Origin of the sequence: Methylobacterium sp. 1030 (assembly GCF_040544715.1) — a bacterium.
In the GTDB taxonomy this organism is placed as follows: domain Bacteria; phylum Pseudomonadota; class Alphaproteobacteria; order Rhizobiales; family Beijerinckiaceae; genus Methylobacterium.
In genome coordinates this window covers 23,136-45,517 of record NZ_JBEPKM010000024.1, presented here as the reverse complement: position 1 = coordinate 45,517, position 22,382 = coordinate 23,136, and the positions used below count along the sequence as shown (strand labels likewise).

General features: G+C 72.3%; 18 protein-coding genes and 1 pseudogene. 10 read left to right on the top strand and 9 right to left on the bottom strand.

Annotated elements, in window-relative coordinates; genetic code table 11:
• Window positions 1-11: 11 nt before the first annotated feature.
• Both ABIC30_RS27275 and ABIC30_RS27270 read right to left on the bottom strand, forming a co-directional pair.
• Window positions 12-719 (bottom strand): response regulator, encoded by a 708-nt coding sequence (locus ABIC30_RS27275; RefSeq protein ID WP_020094318.1) that lies wholly within the window; start codon window positions 717-719, stop codon window positions 12-14.
• Window positions 716-1,243, bottom strand: coding sequence for a MarR family winged helix-turn-helix transcriptional regulator (locus ABIC30_RS27270; RefSeq protein ID WP_020094317.1), 528 nt, complete (start codon window positions 1,241-1,243; stop codon window positions 716-718). The genes ABIC30_RS27275 and ABIC30_RS27270 overlap by 4 nt, the downstream gene beginning before the upstream one ends.
• Window positions 1,244-1,458: 215 nt before the next feature.
• Here ABIC30_RS27270 and ABIC30_RS27265 point away from each other — a divergent pair.
• Window positions 1,459-2,826: pseudogene (locus ABIC30_RS27265) on the top strand (8-oxoguanine deaminase).
• A gap of 154 nt (window positions 2,827-2,980) precedes the next feature.
• Here ABIC30_RS27265 and ABIC30_RS27260 read toward each other — a convergent pair.
• The 4 genes from ABIC30_RS27260 to ABIC30_RS27245 form a co-directional block, all read right to left on the bottom strand.
• Window positions 2,981-4,654: a formate--tetrahydrofolate ligase gene (locus ABIC30_RS27260; protein ID WP_103985633.1), complete on the bottom strand. Its 1,674-nt coding sequence runs from the start codon at window positions 4,652-4,654 to the stop codon at window positions 2,981-2,983.
• A gap of 260 nt (window positions 4,655-4,914) precedes the next feature.
• On the bottom strand, window positions 4,915-5,874 hold the full coding sequence (locus ABIC30_RS27255; RefSeq protein ID WP_103985634.1) for an OmpA family protein: 960 nt from the start codon (window positions 5,872-5,874) through the stop codon (window positions 4,915-4,917).
• Window positions 5,875-6,097: 223 nt separating this feature from the next.
• A complete protein-coding gene (locus tag ABIC30_RS27250) occupies window positions 6,098-7,966 on the bottom strand; it encodes a tetratricopeptide repeat protein (RefSeq protein ID WP_020094312.1) in 1,869 nt (622 codons plus the stop codon).
• Window positions 7,967-8,245: 279 nt separating this feature from the next.
• Window positions 8,246-9,919, bottom strand: a complete 1,674-nt coding sequence (locus tag ABIC30_RS27245; RefSeq protein WP_103985635.1) for an electron transfer flavoprotein-ubiquinone oxidoreductase — start codon at window positions 9,917-9,919, stop codon at window positions 8,246-8,248.
• Window positions 9,920-10,156: 237 nt separating this feature from the next.
• On the opposite strand from ABIC30_RS27245, the gene ABIC30_RS27240 reads away from it, so the two are divergent.
• Window positions 10,157-11,062, top strand: coding sequence for a uracil-DNA glycosylase (locus ABIC30_RS27240; RefSeq protein ID WP_020094310.1), 906 nt, complete (start codon window positions 10,157-10,159; stop codon window positions 11,060-11,062).
• 155 nt (window positions 11,063-11,217) lie between these two features.
• Window positions 11,218-12,129, top strand: a complete 912-nt coding sequence (ypfJ, locus tag ABIC30_RS27235; RefSeq protein WP_020094309.1) for a KPN_02809 family neutral zinc metallopeptidase — start codon at window positions 11,218-11,220, stop codon at window positions 12,127-12,129.
• Between the two features lie 147 nt (window positions 12,130-12,276).
• On the opposite strand, the gene ABIC30_RS27230 is transcribed toward ypfJ, so the two are convergent.
• Window positions 12,277-12,537, bottom strand: coding sequence for a hypothetical protein (locus tag ABIC30_RS27230; RefSeq protein ID WP_020094308.1), 261 nt, complete (start codon window positions 12,535-12,537; stop codon window positions 12,277-12,279).
• Window positions 12,538-12,732: 195 nt separating this feature from the next.
• Between ABIC30_RS27230 and ABIC30_RS27225 the strand changes: the two genes are divergently transcribed.
• Both ABIC30_RS27225 and ABIC30_RS27220 read left to right on the top strand, forming a co-directional pair.
• Complete coding sequence (locus ABIC30_RS27225; RefSeq protein WP_234081395.1) at window positions 12,733-14,355, top strand: ABC-F family ATP-binding cassette domain-containing protein; 1,623 nt, start codon at window positions 12,733-12,735, stop codon at window positions 14,353-14,355.
• A gap of 197 nt (window positions 14,356-14,552) precedes the next feature.
• The gene (locus tag ABIC30_RS27220) at window positions 14,553-15,032 is read left to right on the top strand and encodes a hypothetical protein (RefSeq protein WP_026605110.1); all 480 of its coding nucleotides are present in this window, start codon (window positions 14,553-14,555) and stop codon (window positions 15,030-15,032) included.
• A 50-nt stretch (window positions 15,033-15,082) separates the two neighbouring features.
• Here the strand turns inward: ABIC30_RS27220 and mnmE are convergent, their stop codons facing one another.
• Complete coding sequence (gene mnmE / locus ABIC30_RS27215) at window positions 15,083-16,408, bottom strand: tRNA uridine-5-carboxymethylaminomethyl(34) synthesis GTPase MnmE (RefSeq protein ID WP_020094305.1); 1,326 nt, start codon at window positions 16,406-16,408, stop codon at window positions 15,083-15,085.
• A gap of 122 nt (window positions 16,409-16,530) precedes the next feature.
• On the opposite strand from mnmE, the gene bla reads away from it, so the two are divergent.
• The 5 genes from bla to ABIC30_RS27190 all read left to right on the top strand — a co-directional run bounded on the left by bla (window position 16,531) and on the right by ABIC30_RS27190 (window position 20,741).
• A complete protein-coding gene (gene bla / locus ABIC30_RS27210) occupies window positions 16,531-17,433 on the top strand; it encodes a class A beta-lactamase (protein ID WP_020094304.1) in 903 nt (300 codons plus the stop codon).
• An 11-nt stretch (window positions 17,434-17,444) separates the two neighbouring features.
• The gene (locus ABIC30_RS27205) at window positions 17,445-17,954 is read left to right on the top strand and encodes an aminoacyl-tRNA deacylase (protein ID WP_020094303.1); all 510 of its coding nucleotides are present in this window, start codon (window positions 17,445-17,447) and stop codon (window positions 17,952-17,954) included.
• Between the two features lie 78 nt (window positions 17,955-18,032).
• On the top strand, window positions 18,033-18,389 hold the full coding sequence (locus ABIC30_RS27200; protein WP_020094302.1) for a hypothetical protein: 357 nt from the start codon (window positions 18,033-18,035) through the stop codon (window positions 18,387-18,389).
• 96 nt (window positions 18,390-18,485) lie between these two features.
• Complete coding sequence (gene panC, locus ABIC30_RS27195) at window positions 18,486-19,334, top strand: pantoate--beta-alanine ligase (RefSeq protein ID WP_020094301.1); 849 nt, start codon at window positions 18,486-18,488, stop codon at window positions 19,332-19,334.
• A gap of 117 nt (window positions 19,335-19,451) precedes the next feature.
• A complete protein-coding gene (locus ABIC30_RS27190; protein ID WP_020094300.1) occupies window positions 19,452-20,741 on the top strand; it encodes an OprO/OprP family phosphate-selective porin in 1,290 nt (429 codons plus the stop codon).
• Window positions 20,742-20,793: 52 nt separating this feature from the next.
• Here the strand turns inward: ABIC30_RS27190 and ABIC30_RS27185 are convergent, their stop codons facing one another.
• Window positions 20,794-22,329 (bottom strand): EAL domain-containing protein, encoded by a 1,536-nt coding sequence (locus tag ABIC30_RS27185; RefSeq protein ID WP_020094299.1) that lies wholly within the window; start codon window positions 22,327-22,329, stop codon window positions 20,794-20,796.
• Window positions 22,330-22,382: the final 53 nt, after the last annotated feature.

Sequence of the window (22,382 nt, the reverse complement as noted above, 5' to 3'; positions counted from 1 at the left end):
CCGCAGGCGGCTCAATCCACCGCGAGCCGGTAGCCGACGCCCCGCACAGTCTGCAGGAAGACCGGGTTGGCGGGATCGACCTCAGTCTTGCGACGCAGGCGGTTGATCTGCACGTCGACGGTGCGCTCCGCCGCCGCGCCGCCCGGACCGGCGAGCTGCTCGCGCTCGACATTGGCGCCGCCCGCCGTCGCCAGGATCGTCAGGATCTCGCGCTCGCGCTCGGTGATGCGGATCAGCTCGTCGTCCCGGCGCAGCTCGCCCCGGTCGATCCGGAACGCGAAGGGCCCGAAGGTCACGGCCTCGGCGGAGGCCGCGCGGGGCCGCACGCTGCGCTTGATGATGTTGTTGAGCCGCAGCGTCAGCTCCCGCGGCTCGAACGGCTTCGGCAGGTAATCGTCCGCGCCGATCTCCAGCCCCATCACCCGGTCGTTCGGGTTGGAGCGGGCCGTGAGCATCAGGATCGGCACGCGCGAGGTCTCGCGGACGCTGCGCGCGTAGTCGAAGCCGTTCTCGCCGGGCATCATCACGTCGAGCACCATGGCGTCGAACACGACGCTCTGGGCCCGGGCGCGCGCCTCCGCGGCGCTCGCCGCCGCGGTGACCCGGAAGCCCTGGTCGGTGAGGTAGCGGGCGAGCAATTCGCGCAGGCGGCGGTCGTCGTCGACCACGAGGACGTGGGGCGCCTCGTCGGGCAGGTCGGACCGGGCGGCGTGGCTCACGCGGGCTCCTCCGCGTCGACCTGCCCCTCGGCCCCGCCCCCGCGCCGCGCCATCAGGCGCTGGACCGCCGGCCGGTCCTCCGGCTCGATCATCGCCATCAGGAAGTCCTCCGGGGAGCCCCGGGCATCCGGCGCCGCGAGTGCCCGGGCGAGGCGGCGGGCCTGGACCCGCGTCAGGTCGGCCGCGAGCCCGGCGCCGGCCTCGGTGCAGTACAGGAGGCGCTGGCGCCGGTCGCTGGAACCGGGCTTCTGCGCGACGTAGCCCTGCCCGATCAGGTCCTTGAGCACCCGGTTCAGGCTCTGCTTGGTGATGCGCAGGATGTCGAGGAGCTCGGCGATCGTCAGGCCCGGGTACCGGTCGACGAAGTGCAGCACCCGGTGGTGGGCGCGGCCGAACCCGTAATCGGCCAGGATCCTGTCCGGATCGCCGACGAAATCCCGGTAGGCGAAGAACAGGAGCTCGATCAGGTCGTCGCTGCCGAGGGCGGCCGGCGCGGCGCCCGGGACGGGTTTCGGCGCGAACATCTCCTCGCGCGGGGCTGTCCGTGTCACGGCGCGGCCGCTCCCAACGGGTGATAGGTCAGTCCCCATGACGTTTCTCAAGGCGGCCGAGGCCCGTCAACCCTGGCCGGGGCGGCCGGGGCGCCGACCGCCCCGGATCCTCAAGCGTGTACCCGCGGGATTGCCCCCGGTCCGACGCCTCCGCTAGGCAGGCTCTCGGGCGACGGGAGCGGACGCGCATGGCCGAGGCAGGGGAACCGGGATCGGGACGCCTCTGGATCCGCGACCCGCGCGCCGTCCTGGCCGAGGCCGCCGGCGGCGGGATCGTGGTGGCGGGCACCCGGATCGTCGAGTGCGTGGCGGCGGGCGCGCGCCCCGCCGCGCCCGTGGACGCGACCTTCGACGCGTCGCGCCACGTGGTCATCCCGGGGCTGATCAACACGCACCACCACGCCTTCCAGACGCTGACCCGCGCCCATCCGCTGGCGCTCAACAAGCCGCTCTTCCCCTGGCTGGAGGCGCTCTACACGGTCTGAGGGCGGATCACCCCGGAGGCGTTCCGGCTCGCCACGCGGGTCGCCTTCACCGAACTGCTGCTCTCGGGCTGCACCACGGCGGGCGACCACCACTACCTGTTCCCGAAAGGCCTCGAGGCGTCGATGGACATCCAGGTCGCGGAGGCCCGCGACCTCGGGATCCGGGCCGCGCTCACCCGCGGCTCCCTGAGCTTGTCCGACCGGGCGGGCGGCCTGTCGCCCGCGGCCCTGACCCAGGACGACGACGCGATCCTCTCGGACTGCGAGCGGGTGCTGAACCTGTTCCACGATCCCGCCCCCGGGGCGATGGTGCAGATCGCCCTCGCCCCCTGCTCGCCCTTCTCGGTGACCGAGCGCCTGATGCGCGCGAGCGCGGAGCTCGCCGCCCGCAGCGGGTGCCGGCTGCACACCCATCTCGGCGAGACGCGCGACGAGGAGGCCTATTGCCAGCAGATGTTCGGCTGCCGCCCGGTGGAGTACCTCGAAGAGGTCGGCTGGCTGAGCGACCGGGTCTGGCTCGCGCACGGCATCCACTTCACCGATGCCGAGGTCGCGCGGCTCGGCGCGGCCGGCGTCGGTGTCTGCCACTGCCCGACCTCGAACATGACCCTGGCCTCGGGCCGCTGCCGCACCTGCGAGCTGGAGGCGGCGGGCTCGCCCGTGGGCCTCGGCGTCGACGGCTCGGCCTCGAACGACAGCTCGAACCTGATGGAGGGGGTGCGCCACGCCCTCATGATCAACCGGCTCACCTACGGGGCGGAGGCCGTGACGCATCTCGACGCCCTGCGCTGGGCGACCGAGGGCTCGGCCGCCTGCCTCGGCCGCTCCGATATCGGCCGGATCGCGCCGGGCCGCGAGGCGGATCTCGCCCTGTTCACCCTGGACGAGCTGCGCTTCTCCGGAGCCCACGACCCGCTGGCGGCGCTCGTCCTGTGCGGCGCCACCCGGGCCGACCGGGTGATGGTCGCGGGGCGCTGGCGGGTGATCGACGGGCAGCCGCTCGGGGTCGATACCGGGATGCTGCGCGAGGCGCATTCCCGGCTGGCGGTGGACTTGTTCGGGGACGCGTAGGGGCGGCCCCTGATCCGACCCGCTCCGTCATCGCGAGCGCAGCGACCCAGGGCAGCGCGCGATCTCCGGATGCGGTGTGTCCCTGGATTGCTTCGCTCCGCTCGCAACGACGAACGGCGGGGCCCGCCCGTGGGCGAGCCCCGCGCGACGTTTCTCAGAACAGCCCGTCGATCTGCCCGTTGGCGTCGAGCCGGATCGTGTCGGCGGCCGGCACCCGGGGCAGGCCCGGCATGGTCATGATCTCCCCGCAGATCGCCACCACGAAGCCCGCGCCGGCCGAGAGCCGGACGTCGCGCACGCCGACGATGTGGCCCTCGGGGGCGCCCATCAGGGTCGGGTCGGTGGAGAAGGAGTACTGGGTCTTGGCCATGCAGATCGGCAGGTGGCCGTAGCCGTCCTTCTCGAAGGTGGCGAGCTTGCCGGCGGCCTTGGTCTCGATCTGGATGTCGGCGGCGCCGTAGAGCTTGGTGGCGATCGCCCGGATCTTGTCGGTGAGGCGGCTCTCGGTCTCGTAGGCGTGGCGGATCGGCGCCGGCTCGGCCTGGCTGAGCCTCACCACCGCGCGGGCCAGCTCCTCGGCACCGGCGCCGCCCTCGGCCCAGTGGCGGCAGGTGATCGCCTCGACGTCGAGCCGCTCGCGGCACAGGTCCTTGAGCTTGGCGTGCTCGGCGTCGGTGTCGGCGTGGAAGTGGTTGACGCCGACCACGACCGGCAGGCCGAAGCCGCGCAGGTTGGTGACGTGACGGGCGAGGTTGGCAAACCCCTTCTCCAGGGCGTCGATGTTCTCGCCCCCGAGGTTCTTCTTGTCGACGCCGCCATGCATCTTGAGGGCGCGGATCGTCGCCACCACCACCACCGCCGAGGGGGTCAGGCCCGCCTGCCGGCACTTGATGTCCAGGAACTTCTCGGCGCCGAGATCGGCGCCGAAGCCGGCCTCCGTCACCGTGTAGTCGGCGAGCCGCAGGCCGGCCCGCGTGGCGATCACCGAGTTGCAGCCGTGGGCGATGTTGGCGAAGGGGCCGCCGTGGATCAGCGCCGGGTTGCCCTCGAGGGTCTGCACGAGGTTCGGCTGCAGGGCGTCCTTGAGCAGCACCGTCATGGCGCCGGTGGCCTTCACGTCCTTGAGGGTGACGAGCTTGCGGTCGCGGGTCTCGGCGATGACGATCCGGCCGAGGCGCTCCTCCAGGTCGGCGAGGTCACGCGCGAGGCAGAACACCGCCATCACCTCGGAGGCCACCGTGATGTCGAACCCGTCCTCGCGGGGGAAGCCGTTGGCGACGCCGCCGAGCGACTGGTTGATCGCGCGCAGGGCCCGGTCGTTCATGTCGACGACCCGGCGCCAGTGGATGCGGCGGACGTCGATGTTGAGCTCGTTCGCCCAGTAGACGTGGTTGTCGATCAGCGCGGCCGCGAGGCTGTGGGCCGACGTGATGGCGTGGAAGTCGCCGGTGAAGTGCAGGTTGATCTGCTCCATCGGCACGACCTGCGCCTTGCCGCCGCCGGCCGCGCCGCCCTTCATGCCGAAGCACGGCCCGAGCGAGGGCTCGCGCAGGCAGATCATGGTCTTCTCACCGATGCGGTTCAGGGCGTCGCCCAGGCCCACCGTGGTGGTGGTCTTGCCCTCGCCCGCGGGCGTCGGGGAGATCGCGGTGACCAGCACGAGCTTGCCGGGCTTCCGGCTCTCCAGCCCGGCGATGTAGCCGTGGTCGATCTTGGCAATGTGCTTGCCGTAATTGTGGAGCGCGTCATCCGGGATGCCGAGCTTCTCGGCGACCTGCGCGATCGGCTTCAGGGTCGCGGCGCGGGCGATCTCGATGTCTGACGGCATGGGCCTTCCTCCCTGGGTCGCGGGCACGTGCCCGCCCGCCGGCTCTTGCCGTGCGAATCTCCTGCCGGGCGGGACGCGGCGTGGCCGCCCGCGAACGGCCACGCACTGTGCGTCAAAGCTCGCGAAAATGCGCGTCGATTTTTATGAGCTGGCGGACAAAATACTCTTGTCGATCGCGCTGTCCCCCGCTCCGACGCCGGCGCGCTCCCGGATGGTCCGTCCGAGCCCGGCCGCCGGGGGTCTTCGCGTGCCCGCGCCGCTCAGAACTTGACCAGCTCGACGCGCCGGTTCTGCGCCCGCCCCGCCTCGCTGTCATCGGCGGCGACCGGGCTGGCAGAACCGAAGCCCTTGGCCCTCAACCGGTCCTTCGCGATGCCGGCGCCGACGAGCCTCGCCATGACCGCTCTGGCACGGCCGTCGGACAGGGCCTGGTTGTGCGAAGCGGCCCCGGTCCCGTCCGTGTAGCCGTTGATCGCGAGCCGCAGGCCGGGATCCGTCCGCAGCAGGGCCGCCACCGCGTCGATCTGCGGGGCGGAGGCCGGCAGGATCTCGGTCCTGTCGGTGGCGAAGTTGACCTGGATCACCGCCTTCCCGGTCTTGTCGAGATCCTGCTTCAGCCGCTCGGCGGGCAGGAGGGCGGCGGTCTGCACGAACGGCTTCGTCTCGAGGATCGTCCAGGCCGCGGTGAAGCTGTCGGGCACGAAATGCACCCAGATCTGCCGGTCCGGCCGGCGGATCACCCAGGTCTGGGCGGGCGCGTTGTAGACGTCGCCCAGGCCCTCATACATCCCGATCCGGATCTCCTCCGGCAGCGTCTCCGTCACGGAGTTGGGGATCCGGCCGTCGGCGATCTTCCGGCCGCCGGCCTGCGTCAGCACGGCCTCGATGTTCTTCTTCAGCTCGTAGGCGGAGTAGGTCTTGCCGTCCTTGGGACCGATCAGGGACTGGAAGACCTTGCCTTCGACCTCGTGAAGCGCTGCGCCGGTCCAGAACAGGAAATGCCCGAATTCCCGCGTCTCGGGCGGGTTCACCGGCTGGTAGCCGTCGGGCAGCGCGAAGTAGGGAAAGCGGCCGAGCGGCGCGTCCGAGACGGGAACGGAATCGAGCGCGAAGGCCTTCGGCGCCGCCGCCGCGTCCTGCGCCCGCGCGGGATCGGCCCCGATCCCGGACGCCGCGCAGGCGAGGACCAGCAGGACACAGACAGGCTTCAGCGCTCTCACGTCGCACTCCGGAACGTTGCGGAGGCGCGACGATAGCGGGCGCGGATCGGTGGGCAATTAGGTCGCTCGACCTACGGCCTCCGAGCCGCAGCGCGGGCGCCCGAAGCCGCGACAGGGCGGCGGGCGCGGGCCGGATCTCGCGGCCTCGCGTCCCGAAATGGCCCGCGCATCGTCGGGACGGCGCGGCAGCCGCACCGCCCCGAGGCGGGACTTGGCGGGAGGCCTAGCCCCCCGACTTCTTGGCCTTGTCGGCGGAGCCCGGCGCCTCGTGCGGCTGGGGAGCGCCCTTCGGGAGTTCCGGGTTGTCGGGATTGTGCGGGGCGGCGACCGGGGCCGGCACCGTCTCGGCGGTGGCGGTGGGCTTCTCGATGTCGGGCAGCCCGTCCTTCAACTTCGCGTTGATCTGGGTGAGGTCGTCCGGCTCGGGGTTCAGGTCCTTGGCGTGCTGCCACTGGAACTTGCCCTCGAGGCGCCGGCCCGAGCGCCAGTAGGCGTCGCCGAGGTGGTCGTTAATGGTCGGATCGCCGGGCTTCAGCTCGACCGCCTTCTCCAGCTCGCGCACCGCGTCGTCCCAGCGGCCGAGGCGGTAATAGGCCCAGCCGAGGCTGTCGACGATCATGCCGTCCCGCGGGCTCGCGTCGGCGGCCTGCTGCAGCAGCTTGAACGCCTCGTCGATGTTGATGTTCTGGTCGACCCAGGAATAGCCGAGGTAGTTCATCACCTGGGCCTTGGCGGCCGGCTGGTTGGCCGGCACCAGGGACAGGGCCTTCTTCAGGTCGGCCTCGGCCTTCGGCCACTGCTTGGCGCGCTCGTAGGCGGTGCCGCGGAAATAGTAGGTCGTCCAGTAGTTGGATTGCGGCCGGTTCCCGATCAGGTCGATGGCGCGGGTGTAGGTGGCCGCCGCCTCCTCGTACTTCTTGCGGGCGCGCTGCACGTTGCCCAGCGCGGTGATGACGTCGATGTCGTCCGGGTGGGCCTTCATCGCCGCGTCGAGATGGGCCAGCGCCTCGTCGCCCTTGCCCATCTGCTCCAGGTTCAGGCCGATCTGGATGTCGGCGTTGAGCTTGAGCGGGGAATTGGCCGGGATCTGCGCGTAGGCCTCGTTGGCGCGCTCGGGCTGCTTCATCCGGTCGAGCGTGTCGGCGAGCGTCAGCCGGGCCAGCGCGTGGTCGGGGGCGAGGTAGAGGGCGAGCCGCAGGTAGATCACCGCGGGCAGCTCGTCGCCCTGGGTCGAGCCGGCGGAGCCCAGCCCGTACAGCACCTCGGCGGCGCCCTCCTGGGCGGTGCCGATCAGCCGCGTGAGCGGCTTGCCGTCCTTCAGCTTCTCGAGGGCGTCGCGCACCAGCGGGTGGCGCGGCGAGAGCTGGTCGAAGTCGGAATAGGCCTGGATCGCCAGGTCGGTGCGGCCGAGGCTGGCCTCCATGCGGGCGTAGGCGTCGACGATGCGCAGGGTGTTGTGGTCGGCGTCGTAGGCGGCCTTGAGGCGGCGCTCGGCCTCGGCGTTGTCGCCGGTCACCGAGGCGATCAGGCCGGCATGGTAGTCCCGGAAGGTGTTGTAGTAGCGCTCGCCCCGGAGCTTGTTGACCGTCTCCAGCGCCTTCTTGCTGTCGCCGGCGCCCGCGTAGGACCAGGCGGTGAGCAGCGTCGCGGTCAGGTCCGTGGCGGCGCCCCGGCCGCTCCGGGAAAAGTTCTGGCGGGCGGCGGCCCACTGGCCGGCCTTGATCTGGCGCACCCCGAGGGAGAGGTTGGCGAGGCCGTTGGTCGGATCGCGGGCGATCAGCTTCTCGGCGGTGCGGAACGCGTCCGGCAGGGCGCCGTCGGCCAGCAGCGAGATGAAGGCGCGCTCGACGAGTTCCGCGTTGCGCGGGTCGGCCTTCACCGCCTCGCGGTAGAAGGTCGCCGCCGCCGCCGTGTCCCGCGACGCGCCCGCGATGTAGGCGGAGAGGAAGTTGCCCTCGAGCGAGTCCGCGGGCTCGTAGTCGAGCACCGGGGTCGATTCCTTCGGCTGCGCGGCGAGCACGGTCTGCGGGAGCCCGGCGGCGAGCAGCAGGGCGAGCGCCGAAACGCTCCGGCGGGCGCGTGTCATCATCATGAACCGATCGCGGCTCCTGGGCGCCGGCCCGTCGGGGGCCGGGCGCGAGAATGGCGGGGCATCCCCGAAAAAACGTTGGGGACACTGAACCCATCCCGCCAGCCCCGCAAGGCGAAAGGATGGCGCGGGGGTTGTGGCCGGGTTGGTCGGCCGTCCCGTCATCGCGAGCGCAGCGAAGCGACCCAGGGCGGCGGGACGTCTGCCCACGGAGCGGTTCACTGGATTGCTTCGCTGCGCTCGCAAAGACGTGAGCCTCGGCCCCTCGGCCGAGGGCTGACCTCACATGTTCGGGTAGTTCGGCCCGCCCGGACCCTCCGGCGTCACCCAGTCGATGTTCTGGTTCGGATCCTTGATGTCGCAGGTCTTGCAGTGGACGCAGTTCTGCGCGTTGATCTGGTAGCGCACGCCGTCGCTGGCTGAAGAATCCTCCACCCACTCGTAGACGCCGGCCGGGCAGTAGCGGCCGGACGGGCCGCCGTAGACGTCGTGCTCGGAGCGCTTCTGCAGCTCCAGGTCGCGGACCTTGAGGTGCGGCGGCTGGTCCTCCTCGTGGTTGGTGTTCGAGAGGTAGACCGAGGACAGCCGGTCGAAGGTCAGCTTGCCGTCCGGCTTCGGATAGACGATCGGCGTCACCTCCGAGAGCGGCTTGAGGCAGGCGTGATCCGGCTTGCCGTGGGACAGCGTGCCGAACGGCGAGGCGCCGAGGATGCTGGTCGCCCACATGTCGATCCCGCCGAGCCCGACGCCGACCAGCGTGCCGTACTTGGACCAGAGCGGCTTGACGTTGCGCACCGCCTTCAGGTCCTGCCCGATCGGGCTGTTGCGCCATCCGGCCTCGTAGGCGGTGAGCTCGTCGCCGGCGCGGCCCGCCTTCAGGGCGTCCGCGATGGCGTCGGCCGCCTGCATGCCGGACAGCACCGCGTTGTGCGAGCCCTTGATCCGCGGCACGTTCACGAAGCCGGCCGAGCATCCGACGAGGCACCCACCGGGGAAGACCAGCTTGGGCACCGACTGCCAGCCGCCCTCCATGATGGCGCGCGCGCCGTAGCCGATGCGCTTGGCGCCCTCGAAGGTCTCGGCGATCATCGGGTGGGTCTTGAAGCGCTGGAACTCCTCGAACGGCGACAGGGTCGGGTTCTCGTAGTTCAGGTGCGTGACGAAGCCGACCGAGAGCAGGTGGTCATCGAAGTGGTAGAGCCAGGAGCCGCCGCCGGCCTTGTTGGGCAGCGGCCAGCCCATCGTGTGCTGCACCAACCCGGGCTCGAACTTGCCGGGCGCGAGCTGCCAGAGCTCCTTCACGCCGAGCCCGTACTTGAAGTGGTCGCTGTGCCGGTTGAGTTCGAACCGCTGGATCAGACCCTTGGTCAGGTTGCCGCGGGCGCCCTCGCCGAACACCGTGTACTTGGCGCGCAGCTCCATGCCGCGGGTGTAGTCCTCGCGCGGCTCGCCGGACCGGCCGATGCCGAGATCGCCCGTGGCTACGCCCGCCACGGCGCCGTTGCCGTCGAACAGCACCTCGGAGGCCGGGAAACCCGGGTAGATCTCGACGCCGAGCGCCTCGGCCTGGGCGCCGAGGTACTTGCAGACGTTCGAGAGCGAGCCGACGAAGTTGCCGTGGTTCGACATGAGCTTGGGGAAGAACACGTTCGGCAGGGTGATGCCGCTGTTCTTGGTGAGCATCATGAACTCGTCGCGCTGCACCTCCGTCTTGAGCGGCCGCTCCGGGTCCTGGCGCCACTCCGGCAGGAGCCGGTCGAGGCCGATCGGGTCGATCACCGCCCCCGACAGGATGTGGGCGCCGACCTCCGAGCCCTTCTCGACGACGACGACCGAGATCTCCTCGCCGATCTCGGCGGCGCGCTGCTTCAGGCGGATCGCGGTGGCGAGGCCGGCCGGGCCGGCGCCCACCACGACCACGTCGAAATCCATGCTCTCGCGTTCGGGCAGCGCCATCCTCGGGTTCCTTTTCTTGTTCCGGCGCCCGGTTCGTCGCCGGGCCGGCCTTCCTGATGCCGTCTCAAGCGATTCCAAGCTAGAAAGGCAAGTTGCCGACGCTCAAGCTCAAGGCAAAGTTCCCTTTGCCGCAGGGGACGGCGTCACAGCGCTGCGCCGCGCCGCGCTGTTCGGTCACGCAAGTCCTTGCCACCCGGACCGATTCGGCGAGTTGTCCACAGGCCCCGGCGATCCCACATGCTGAGTCCCATGCCGAGCCCCACCGACGCGCAAGCCGACCTGATCGCCTATCTCGACTTCCACGTGGAGGCCGGGGCCGACGCGGCGCTCGACGAGCAGCCGCACGACCGCTTCAACGAGGCCGACACGCCCGCGCCTACCCTGCGCACGCCGCGCCGGGCGCCCCCCCGGGCCGCCGAGCAGCCGGTCAGCCCGGTCGCCAACACGCTCGTGCCGCCCCCCGGATCGGCGCCCCCGGGCACGGCCGCGCCCATCGCGGCGCCGCGCACCTTCGGCCGCGCCGCCAGCGCCCAGCCCGACGAGGCCGCGAGCGACGCCCGCGCTAGGGCGCGGCAGGCCAAGTCCCTCGACGAGCTCGAACGGATTCTCGCGGATTTCGACGCCTGCCCGCTGCGCTTCACGGCGAAGAACCTCGTCTTCGCCGACGGCAATCCCGAGGCGCGGGTGATGTTTCTCGGCGAGGCGCCCGGCGCCGACGAGGACCGGATCGGCAAGCCGTTCATGGGCCGCTCAGGCCAGCTCCTCGACAAGATGATGAAGGCGGTCGGGCTCGACCGGACGAGCGCCTATATCGGCAACATCGTGCCCTGGCGGCCGCCGGGCAACCGCAACCCGACCCCCCAGGAGGTGGCCGTGTGCCGGCCCTTCGTGGAGCGCCAGATCGAACTCGTCGACCCGGACATCATCGTCTGCCTCGGCGCGCCCGCGACCCAGACGCTGACCGGCACCAAGGACGGCATCCTGCGGACCCGAGGCCGCCTCTTCCCGTACAAGTTGCCGAGCCGCGAGGTGAAGCTGCTCGCCACGCTCCACCCAGCCTTCCTGCTGCGCCAGCCGGTCCAGAAGCGCCTCGCGTGGCGGGACTTCCGGTCCCTGCGCGCCCTCCTCGACGGGAAAGCGTGACCGCGAGCTTGACCGGAGTGACGGAACCGGCTCTCCCCTCCCGCCATTAGAGCTTCGTTCCCGCTGCTGGCGCGCCATCGGCCGGACACGACGACGCACAGCCAATCCCGGCCCGCCCGAGGCGGCCGGCGCAGCACTGATGGCGGGACCCAACCATGCGCTGGGAAGATCTACGCAGCTCCGACAACGTCGAGGATCGCCGGGGCGAGGGCGGCGGCGGTGGCGGCATGGGCTTTCCCGGCGGCGGCGCCGGCGGGCTCGGCATCGGCACCATCGTGGTGCTGCTGATCATCAGCTACTTCACGGGCATCAACCCGGCGATCCTGATCGGCGGGGCTCAGCAGATCGGCGGCGGCGGCCGCAGCCAGCAGGAGCAGGTCGACCCGCAGACCCAGGCCAAGCGGCGCCAGGCCCCGACCGACGAGAGCGGCCGGTTCGCCTCCAAGATCCTCGGCAACACCGAGGACGTGTGGAGTCAGATCCTGCCGCAGCAGACCGGCAAGCAGTACACTCCGACGACGCTGGTGCTCTACACCGGCGGCACGCGCTCCGGCTGCGGCTCGGCCCAGGCCGCGATGGGCCCGTTCTACTGCCCGCTCGACAAGAAGGTCTATCTCGACACCGGCTTCTTCAAGGAGATGGCCTCGAAGTTCGGCGTGAAGGGCGACTTCGCCTACGCGTACGTGATCGCCCACGAGGTCGGCCACCACGTCCAGGACGTGCTCGGCATCCTCGGCAAGGTCCAGCAGCGCCAGCAGCAGGCCTCCAGCAAGACCGAGGCGAATGCCCTCTCGGTGCGGATCGAGCTGATGGCCGACTGCCTCGCCGGCGTCTGGGCCAAGAACTCCAACGACAAGTACGCCGAGCTCGAGCAGGGCGACATCGACGAAGCGCTGAACGCCGCCGCGCAGATCGGCGACGACGCGCTCCAGCAGCGCTCGCGGGGCTACGTGGTGCCGGATTCCTTCACCCACGGCTCCTCGGCCCAGCGCCAGCGCTGGTTCATGGCCGGCTACAAGAGCGGCCAGACCAAGTCCTGCGACACGTTCCGGACGGCCAATAACTGAAGGCGGATCGCGGCTTCACGAGCCGCCCCCGTCATCGCGAGCGCAGCGAAGCGACCCAGGGTAACGTGACGTCGCCGGATGTGGCGCCGCTGGATTGCTTCGCTGCGCCCGCGATGACGGCGCGCCGAGACCCGGCGGGCACGGGCCTCACCCCCGGCTCAGCCGCCGCGCGTTCGCCTGGACCTTCCGCCGGTAGCTGCGGATCACCTTGCCGTTCGAGGCGCCTGCGGCGAGCATGAGGGCCGCCTCGCCGGCGGCCAGCATCTTCTCCGTCACCATGAGCTGCGCCTCGGCCTGGGCCGCGGGGCCGCCGAGGGCGAACATCGCCATGCGCTGGGCGATGACGCCCTGCGCCTCCAGCCCCAGCATGGCCATGTCCATGCCCGTCATCCACCAACCGAACAGCATCGCGATCCTCATGTTGCCCAGGGCAACGGCCGAGCCTCATCCTGGGTCCCGGGATGCGCCCAGGCCTGCGCCGGACGCAAGCGTTATCCCGCACTGCGGCACCCTGCCTTTGCGCCGCGTCGGCCGATGCCGTAAGCGGCCGGGATACTCCCGGACACCTTCCGGACAGCGACCTCCCGGACAGCGCCCGCCGCCATGATACGCCTGGACAAGATCACCAAGCAGAACGGGCGGCAGCTCGTCTTCATCGAGGCCTCGGCCGCCCTCCAGCGGGGCGAGAAGGTCGGCCTGGTCGGCCCGAACGGGGCCGGCAAGACCACCCTGTTCCGGATGATCATCGGCCAGGAGCAGCCCGACGAGGGCCAGGTCGCGGCCGACCGGGGCATCACCATCGGCTATTTCAGCCAGGACGTCGGCGAGATGTCCGGCCGCAGCGTCGTCACCGAGGTGATGGACGGCGCCGGCCCGGTGAGCGCGGTCGCGGCCGAGCTCGCCGAGCTCGGCGCGGCGCTCGCCGACCCGGACCGCGCCGACGAGATGGACGCCCTGGTCGAGCGCTACGGCGAGGTCCAGGCCCGGTTCGAGGAGCTCGACGGCTACGCCCTGGAGGGCCGGGCCCGCGAGGTGCTCGACGGGCTGAGCTTCAGCCAGGAGATGATGGACGGCGACGTCGGCGCCCTCTCGGGCGGCTGGAAGATGCGCGTCGCGCTCGCCCGCATCCTGCTGATGCGCCCGGACGTGATGCTCCTCGACGAGCCGTCCAACCACCTCGACATCGAGAGCCTGATCTGGCTCGAATCGTTCCTGAAGGGCTACGACGGCGCCCTGCTGATGACCTCGCACGACCGCGAGTTCATGAACCGCATCGTCACCAAGATCATCGAGATCGACGCCGGCGCGCTCACTACCTACTCGGGCGACTACGCCTTCTACGAGGGCCAGCGGAAGCTCAACGAGGCGCAGGCCCAGGCGCAGTACGAGCGCCAGCAGGCGATGCTGGCGAAGGAGATCGCCTTCATCGAGCGGTTCAAGGCGCGGGCCTCCCACGCCGCCCAGGTGCAGAGCCGGGTGAAGAAGCTCGACAAGATCGAGCGCGTCGAGCCGCCCCGGCGGCGGCAATCGGTGGCCTTCGAGTTCCAGCCGGCACCGCGCTCGGGCGACGACGTCGTGATGCTCAAGGGCGTGAACAAGCGCTACGGCAGCCGCACGATCTACGAGGGACTCGACTTCTCGGTGCGGCGCAAGGAGCGCTGGTGCGTGATGGGCATCAACGGCGCCGGCAAGTCGACGCTGCTCAAGCTCGTCACCGGCACCACCGCGCCCGACGACGGCTCGGTCACGGTCGGCGGCAGCGTCAAGCTCGGCTACTTCGCCCAGCACGCCATGGACCTGCTCGACGGCGACCGCACGGTGTTCCAGACCCTGGAGGGTTCCTTCCCGCAGGCCGGCCAGGGGTCGCTGCGGGCGCTGGCCGGCTGCTTCGGCTTCTCGGGCGACGACGTCGAGAAGCGCTGCCGGGTGCTCTCGGGCGGCGAGAAGGCCCGGCTGGTCATGGCGCTGATGCTCTACGACCCGCCGAATTTCCTGGTGCTCGACGAGCCGACCAACCACCTCGACATGGGCACCAAGGAGATGCTGATCGAGGCGCTGGCCAATTACGAGGGGACGATGCTGTTCGTGTCCCACGACCGGCACTTCCTGGCCGCCCTCTCGAACCGGGTGCTCGAGGTCACGCCGGAGGGCATCCACCAGTACGGCGGCGGCTACACCGAGTACGTGGCCCGCACCGGCCAGGAGGCGCCGGGCCTCCGGAGCTGACGGTCCGCTCCGTCCTCGCGGGCGCAGCGAAGCGACCGAGGACAGCGCGTCCCGGCGAGGCCCGGCGCTGCTGGATCGCTTCGCCGCGCTCCCGAGGACGGCGGAGGGTTCCGGCCGGAAGCCCTGCGACCGGCGCGCCGCTATCGCCCCCCGGCGCCCCGCGCTAGGCTGCGCCGAAACGGCCCGGGTGAGACGCCGTGCGACGCCTGCTGAAGTTCCTCCACACGATGGGGTCCGCGGGGCTGCTAGGGGCCATGGCGTCCCTGGTCGTCATGCTGAGCCTGTCGCCCGCGCCGTCCGCCCTAGCGGGCTACGCGGCGACGCGGGGCGCGATGGGCGCGGTCGCCACCTGGATCTTCCTGCCCGCCCTGGCGGTGACGCTGATGTCGGGCCTGCTGGCGATGGCGCTGAACCGCGCCTTCCTCAACGCCGGCTGGGCGTGGGTGAAGCTCGCCACCGGCGTCCTGATGTTCGAGGGCGGGCTGGTCTACGTCCAGGGCCCGATGAAGCAGGAGGCGGAGCAGAGCGCCCGCGCGCTGGCGGGCCTCGTCGATCCCGCGGTGCTGGCCGTCTCGCTGACCGGCGAGCGCGGCACCCTCTGGGTCCTGCTGGCGGTCGCGACCGCGAACGTGGCGCTCGGGATCTGGCGGCCGCGGATCCTGCGGATCCCCCAGTAGCGAAGCCGCGTCGGGCCCGATCCCAGCCCGATTGATTGCCGGCTTTAAATCTATTTCCCGATACAGAACCCGCTGAACAGCCGGTCGAGGACGTCCTCGACGCCGACATGGCCCGCGACCGCGCCGAGCGCCCGCACCGCGAGCCGCAGATCCTCCGCAGCCAGCTCCGGGAGACCGCCGGCACTCCCTGAGACGCGATCGAGATGGCCGATGCAGGCCTCCAGCGCGGCCCTGTGCCGGGCGCGGGTGATCAGCGCGTCGCCGGTGCCGAGACCGTCTTCGGCCGCGGCCTGGATCGCATCGAGTAGGGCGTCCATGCCGGCGCCGGTATGGGCCGAGACCGTCACGTCCGCCGGATCACCCCCCTGTTCTGAGCCGGCAAAAAGATCGGCTTTGGTACGCACGGTCAGGACCGGGCCCCGCGCCGGCCCGAGATCCGGGACCGCGCCGCCGGGGGGCTTGAGGGCGACCACGAGATCGGCCGTGTCGATCCGCGCCCGCGTCCGCACGATCCCCGCCGCCTCGATCGGCTCCGCGGTCTCGCGGAGCCCGGCTGTGTCGACCAGCAGGACCGGGAGGCCGCCGAGGTCGAGCCGCACCTCGATGGCGTCGCGGGTCGTCCCCGGGCTGTCCGACACGATGGCTACGTCCCGTCGGCTCAGCGCGTTCAGCAGGGTCGATTTCCCGCTGTTGGGAGACCCCGCCAGCACCACCGTGAACCCGTCACGCAGGCGCTCGCCGCGCTGGCCGTCGCGCAGCGCCGCGGCGATCGCGTCGCGCAGGCGGGCGGCGCGGTCGAGCAGCGCCGCGTCGAGCCCGGCATCGTCCACGTCCCCCTCGTCGGCGAAGTCCAGCGCGGCCTCCGCGGCGGCGAGGCAGTCGATCGCCTCCGCGCGCCACGCGGCCACCTGCCGGCTGAGCGCGCCGTCGAGCTGGCGCAGGGCCTGCCGGCGCTGGCCCTCGGTCTCCGCGTCGATCAGGTCGGCGACGGCCTCCGCCTCGGCGAGATCCATCCGCCCGTTGAGGACGGCCCGCCGGGTGAAAGCCCCGGGCTCGGCGGCCCGGCAGCCCGGGAGGCGGGCGAGGGTGGCGAGGACGCGCATCCGCACGGCCGCGCCACCGTGCAGGTGCAGCTCGCCCATATCCTCGCCGCTGTAGGTGTTCGGCCCGGGAAACCACGCCACCAGCGCCCGGTCGAGCTCGGTGCCGTCGTGGGGATCCCGGAGGCTCCGCAGCGACAGCCGGCGGGGCGGCGGCAGGCGTCCGCCCAGGGCGACGAGCGCGTCGCGCGCGGCCGGGCCGCTGATGCGGATCACCGCGACGGCGGCCCGGCCGAAGCCGCTGGCCGGCGCGAAGAGGGTGTCGGTATCGATCATGTTCCCACAGGGCCGCGCGAGGGGCGGAGTTTCACGTGAAACAATCGCGGCCGCCCTATACCATCCCGGCGCCGACGCGCCGCGCCCGCTTGCGCCGTCGCGATCTCGAACGGGGATCCGCCATGATCGTCTGGACCCGCCGCGCCGTCGGCCTCGGCCTGCTCGCCGCGCCCCTCGCCGCCGCCCTCCCCGCGTCCCCGGTCCTGTCCGCGCGCGCCGCGGAGGCCGAGCCGGACTGGGCCGCCATCGAGCGCCGGCTCGGCGGCCGCCTCGGGATCGCGGCCGCCTCGGCGGACCGCGTCCTCGCCGCCTACCGCGCCGACGCGCGCTTCCCGATGTGCAGCACCTTCAAGGCGCTGGCGGTGGCGGCGGTCCTGGCGCGGGTCGATGCCGGCCGCGAGACCCTCGACCGGGTCGTCAGCTACGGGGCCGGGGACCTCCTGAGCTACGCGCCCGTGACCCGGAAGGCGCTGGAGGCCTGCGCCGGGACCGGGCGGATGAGCGTCGCGGACCTGTGCGCGGCCACGCTGATCTGGAGCGACAACACGGCCGCCAACCTGCTCCTAGCGGATCTCGGCGGGCCCGAGGCGCTGACCGCGTGGCTGCGGACCACCGGCGATCCCGTCACCCGCCTCGACCGGACCGAGCCGACCCTTAACACCGCGTTGCCCGGCGACCCGCGCGACACGACCACGCCGGACGCCATGCGGGCGACCCTAGGCCGTGTCCTCCTCGGAACCGTCCTGTCGCCGGCCTCGCGCGCCCGGCTGGAGGCCTGGATGGTCGCCTGCGAGACCGGCCGGAAGCGCCTGCGGGCCGGCCTCCCGCCCGGCTGGATCGCGGGCGACAAGACCGGGAGCGGCGACAACGGCACCGTCAACGACGTGGCGATCCTCCGGCCGCCGGGGCGCGCGCCGATCCTCGCGGCGGTCTACGTCACGGAATCGACCGCCTCCCCCGACACCTGCGCGGCGGCCTACGCGGAGATCGGCCGCCTCATCGCCGCGCGCGCCCATTCGACCTGACCGGACGAACCATGAAGACAGCCGCCAAGACGCCCAACAAGACACTTTCCAAGACGACCCGCGCGACGCTCGCCCTCGACAAGGCCGGCATCCGGTACAGCCTCCACGTCTACGCGTACGATCCGGACGCGCCGCGCATCGGCCTGCAGGCCGCGGAGGCGCTCGGGGTGGACCCGGGACGCGTGCTGAAGACCCTGATGGCGTCGGTCGACGGACGGACGGTCTGCCTGCTCGTGACCTCCGACAGGGAGGTGTCGATGAAGCGGGTCGCCGCCGCCTTCTCGGGCAAGGCCGCGTCCATGCTCAAGCCGGCCGACGCCGAGCGGCTGACCGGCTACCATGTCGGCGGGATCAGCCCGCTCGGACAGAAGCGGTCCTTCCCGACCGCGATCGACGCCGGATCCTTGACCGAGCCGGCGGCCGAGATCCACGTCAACGGCGGCGGCCGCGGCTTGCAGATCCGGCTGACCGAGGGCGATCTGGCCGCCGTCCTGGACGCCCTCGTCGTGCCGCTGACGTGATCCCGCGGTAATCACTCGTTTACCCTGCCGTCGCACGGTGTCGCCTTCCGACAGAGACGAAGGCGGCGCAGGGGCGGCATGCGGGAGACGGCACGCAGGGCGGTGACGGCGCTCGGACTCGTCCTGCTGCTCGCGGTACCGGGCCGGGCGGCCGATCTCGACGTCCGCTACGGCGCCGAGGCGGGCGTGGGCGGCAGCCCCCGCTTCTTCCCGCGCAACGACGGCCTCGACCGTCGGCCGGTCTACGCGGTCCGGTCCCGTCGCGTGCCGGTGGGCTGCACGCCCCGGCGGGTGCCCGTGCCGACCAACGCCCCGGACGATCCGAGCTACGTCGGCTCCGAGTACGGCCTGGGGCATCCGAGCTATTACGGCTTCACGCCGCCGCTGGGCGTGGACGACCCCTTCGGGCGCTCCCTCCTGCCCTACTGCCCCTGACGCCGACCGCGACGACGGGATCCGGCGTCGACTGCTGGATTCCACCGCTCCCCATCATGCTCTAGACCGGCCCTGCCCTCCCCCGGAGCCCGTGCCGTGTCCGAGTCGACCTTCCAGTCCTTCCGCGACCTCGCAGCCCTGCGCGGATGCGTGGCCGCGTGGCGCGCGGCGGGCGAGCGCGTCGTCCTGATCCCGACCATGGGCGCCCTGCACGACGGGCACCTCGCCCTCGTTGCCGAGGCGCGGCGGATCGGCCGCCGGACCGTCGCCAGCATCTTCGTCAATCCCACTCAGTTCGGCCCGAACGAGGATTTCGCCCGCTACCCCCGCGACCTCGACGCGGATCTGGCCCTGCTGGCGGGGGCCGGCGCGGACGCCGCCTGGACGCCCGGCGTCGAGACCATGTACCCGCCGGGCTTCGCCACCCGGATCGAGGTCGCGGGCCTGACCGAGGGGCTGTGCGGGCCGTTCCGGCCCGGCCATTTCGCCGGCGTCGCCACGGTGGTGACCAAGCTCCTCAACCAGGTCCGGCCGGACGTCGCCCTGTTCGGCGAGAAGGACTTCCAGCAGCTCCGCGTGCTCCAGCAGGTAGCGGCGGATCTCGACCTCGCGGTGGAGATCCGCGGCGTGCCGACCGTGCGCGAGCCCGACGGCCTCGCGCTGTCGTCGCGCAACCGCTACCTCTCGGCCGAGGAGCGCGCCGTCGCCCCGAAGCTCCAGGCCGTCCTGGCCGAGATCGCCTCCGCCTCCCGCAACGGCACCCCAGTGGCCGGCCGGATCGCCGCCGGGCGGGCGGCGCTGGAGGCGGCGGGGTTCCGCGTCCAGTACCTCGCGGTCTGCGACGCCCGGACCCTGGTGCCGGTGGAGCGGGTCGACGGCCCGGCCCGCGTCATCGCCGCGGCCTTCCTGGGCCGGACCCGGCTGATCGACAATCGCGCCGTCTAGGCCGGCGCCGGTCCGACCGCCGACGGTCGTGGCCGCCGGGCCACGACGCGCGGATTTCCGGGTTTCACTGCGCCAGGTGATTGGCGCCGCCCTGCCGACCTGCTCTCTGCTGGTCGCGTGATCGGAACGCGCACCGCACCGGCCATCCTGGCCGTGTCCCTCGCCCTGGCGGGCCCCGCCGGCGCCTACGGCGAGGACGCGTTCGAGGGGATGGCCGGCCCCTACGGCGAGCGCCTGCGCTACGACGCGAAGGGGTTGACGCTCACCTTCCCCGAGCCCGACGTGAAGCTCCGGATCGGCGGGCGGCTGCACATCGACGGTGGCGCGGCGGGTTTCAGCCGGCCGGACCTGCCCGAGGCCTTCCCCGACAACGTCGCCGTGCGCCGGGCCTGGATCGAGCCGACGCTCACGATCGGCCGCGACTGGGTGATCGCCTTCCAGTACGATTTCGCCGACCCGATGCTGCCGATCAACGACGCGCTGGTCGCCTGGAAGGGGCTGCCGGACACGATCCTGACGCTCGGCAACATGAAGGAGCCCTTCAGCCTGGAATGGCTGCAGAGCAACAACGACACGCTGTTCGCCGAGCGCTCGGTGGCCAACGCCCTCGTGCCGGAGCGCCGGTTCGGCTTCGCCGCCGGGCACCACAGGGCGGCCTGGACCGCGGTGGCCGGCGTCTTCGGCAACGCCGCCAGCAGCGGCATCGACGGGGACGGTGTCGCGGTGGCGGCCCGCGCCACCGTCGCGCCGATCATGGAAGGGGACGAGACCCTGCATCTCGGTCTCGCCGGGGTCTTCCGCAGCCGGTCCCGGTCGGACGGGGCCTTCAGCTTCTCCAGCCCCGCCGGCGCCTTCCTGTTCGAGCGCCCCCTGGTGGATACGGGCGACCTCCCCGACGCCGCCAGCGTGTCGCGCCTCGGCGCCGAGCTGGCCTATCGCCGCGGCCCGTTCCTGCTGCAGGCCGAGTACATCCGGGCCGCGTTGCAGCCGTTCCGCGGTCCCGGCCAGCCCGGCACCGCGCTCGATTTCCAGGGCGGCTACGTCGAGGCGGCCCTGGTGCTCAACGGCGAGGGCCGCGCCTACGCGCTGACGCCGCAGAGCGGCACCACCTACGCGACCTTCCGGGGCGTGACGGTTCCGGAGGCGCAGCGACTCTCCCGGGGCGGGATCGGGGTGTTCGAGCTTGCGGTGCGCTACAGCGCCGTCGACCTGGACGCCCGGGGCTTCCGCGGGGGCATGGAGCAGGACGTGACCCTCGGTCTGAGCTGGTATCCCGAGCCTAACCTCCGGTTGATCGGGAACGTCGTGCACGGGCGCGTGCAGCCGGGGGTGGCCCAGGCCGAGACGCTGGGCACCCGCCCGTTCACGGTCGACACGGTGATCGCGCGCCTGCAGATCTACTGGTGACGGGGACCACCGGGCCGGCAGCGTGCCCGGGCACGGCCCCTCACACGGGCTCTCACACGGCCCTGCGCAGGACCGACCGGAACGGGCGCCGCTCCGGCTCCGGCGGGGGCGTCGGCTCCTCGGCGGGCGGGGTCGCCAGGACCTCCGCGCGCACCGGGCGCGGGGCCGCGAAGGCCGTCCCCTGCGCGAACGGCACGTCGAGGTCGATCAGGTCCGGGACGTCGGCCTCGTCGGCGACGCCCGTGGCGACGACGCGGATCCCGGCCCGGGCCAGGGCCGGCGCGGTGTCCTCCAGGGCGATGTCCGACAGGCTGTTGCGGCCCGCGCCGGGCCGGAGCAGCATCTCCGCCGGCACCTTGACCTGCCCGATGCCGAGCGCCGCGAGTTCGGCCGCGTCGAAGCGGAGGTCGTCCGGGCGGTCGAGGCTGAACCCGATCCGGCCCTGCAGGGGCGCGAGCAGGCCCCGCTGGCCGGCATCGAGACGGCGCCAGCTCTCCTGCGGCAGCGCGATGGTCAGGCCGGCCAGGGCCGGGTCGTCGGCGGCCGTGCGGGCCAGCTCGCGCAGGAGGCCGGGCTCGAACAGCGACAGCGGCGACAGCCCGTAGGTCAGCAGGGTCTCGCTGCCGCGCCGGGCGAGGTGGCGCGCCACGATGGTGGCCCGCTGCAGCATGCGGCGGTCGAGTTCGGTGGTGCGCCCGTAGCGCTCCAGCACCGGCAGGAAGATCTCGGGCTCGGCCGGCGGCGCGCCGGGGCCGCCGATCCGCAGCCGGGCCAGCGCCTCGTAAGCCACCACCTTGCGCTGCGGCAGGGTGACCACCGGCTGCAGGTGGATCTCCAGACCGTCCCCCTCGAAGGCCGCGACGATCGCCCCCTCGTCCGCGGGGGGGATTGCGGGCCAGGGCGGGATCGGCCGCGGCGGAATCGGCCGCGCCGGGACGGACGGGGCCGAGGCCGGGGCGAGCTGAGACCGGGGCGGGACTTGCTCGAGCGGGGCGGCCTGAACCTGCGGAGGCGGTACCGGCACGGGCTGCGGCGACGGGGCCGCTGCGGCATCCGGAAGGGCTGCGCCGGGCACCGCGGGCAGGGGCCGGGGCGCCTCGGCGGGTGCGATCGCGGGCCTGATCTCGGGCGCGATCTCCGGCCTCGCCTTGAGGCCCGCGATCTCGGCATCCTGGGCGCTCACGACCGTGGTGAGGTCGCGGACGATCCCGCTGAGGAGCCCGAACTCGACGGTCAGTTCCTCGATCTGGGCGCGCAGGGCGGCCTCGGCGGTCTCGGGCCGCGGCTGGGCCGCCGCGGTCGCGGCCGCCGTCTCGACCTTGAGCAGGCGCCGGGACAGCAGACCGACCTCGCCGGACAGCTTCTCGCAGCGCGCTTTGAGGGTGGCGATACGGGTCAGGGCGAGACCACCCGCCAGGGCGGCCGCGGCGCCGAGCGTCAGGGCACTCCAGAGCGGCAGGAACACCGCGAGCGGCCCGAGAACGACGAGCCCGAGAAGGCCGACCGTCAGCAGCCCCGCGTACCGGCCGAGGACCGGGACCATCGTCTGAACACCTGCCAGGAACGCGCGCCGGTCGCCGGGGGACATCCCGAGCGATCCCCACCGGGCGCGAACCGAATCGCAGGATCATTGGCCGCCCG

Excerpts from the sequence above, each read along its gene's own strand:
- ABIC30_RS27270 (WP_020094317.1), bottom strand. The coding sequence starts at position 1,243 with ATGTTCGCGCCGAAACCCGTCCCGGGCGCCGCGCCGGCCGCCCTCGGC.
- ABIC30_RS27260 (WP_103985633.1), bottom strand. The coding sequence starts at position 4,654 with ATGCCGTCAGACATCGAGATCGCCCGCGCCGCGACCCTGAAGCCGATC.
- ABIC30_RS27250 (WP_020094312.1), bottom strand. The coding sequence starts at position 7,966 with ATGATGATGACACGCGCCCGCCGGAGCGTTTCGGCGCTCGCCCTGCTG.
- ABIC30_RS27245 (WP_103985635.1), bottom strand. The coding sequence starts at position 9,919 with ATGGCGCTGCCCGAACGCGAGAGCATGGATTTCGACGTGGTCGTGGTG.
- ABIC30_RS27240 (WP_020094310.1), top strand. The coding sequence starts at position 10,157 with ATGCTGAGTCCCATGCCGAGCCCCACCGACGCGCAAGCCGACCTGATC.
- ypfJ (WP_020094309.1), top strand. The coding sequence starts at position 11,218 with ATGCGCTGGGAAGATCTACGCAGCTCCGACAACGTCGAGGATCGCCGG.
- ABIC30_RS27230 (WP_020094308.1), bottom strand. The coding sequence starts at position 12,537 with ATGCTGTTCGGTTGGTGGATGACGGGCATGGACATGGCCATGCTGGGG.
- ABIC30_RS27225 (WP_234081395.1), top strand. The coding sequence starts at position 12,733 with ATGATACGCCTGGACAAGATCACCAAGCAGAACGGGCGGCAGCTCGTC.
- mnmE (WP_020094305.1), bottom strand. The coding sequence starts at position 16,408 with ATGATCGATACCGACACCCTCTTCGCGCCGGCCAGCGGCTTCGGCCGG.
- bla (WP_020094304.1), top strand. The coding sequence starts at position 16,531 with ATGATCGTCTGGACCCGCCGCGCCGTCGGCCTCGGCCTGCTCGCCGCG.
- ABIC30_RS27205 (WP_020094303.1), top strand. The coding sequence starts at position 17,445 with ATGAAGACAGCCGCCAAGACGCCCAACAAGACACTTTCCAAGACGACC.
- ABIC30_RS27200 (WP_020094302.1), top strand. The coding sequence starts at position 18,033 with ATGCGGGAGACGGCACGCAGGGCGGTGACGGCGCTCGGACTCGTCCTG.
- ABIC30_RS27185 (WP_020094299.1), bottom strand. The coding sequence starts at position 22,329 with ATGTCCCCCGGCGACCGGCGCGCGTTCCTGGCAGGTGTTCAGACGATG.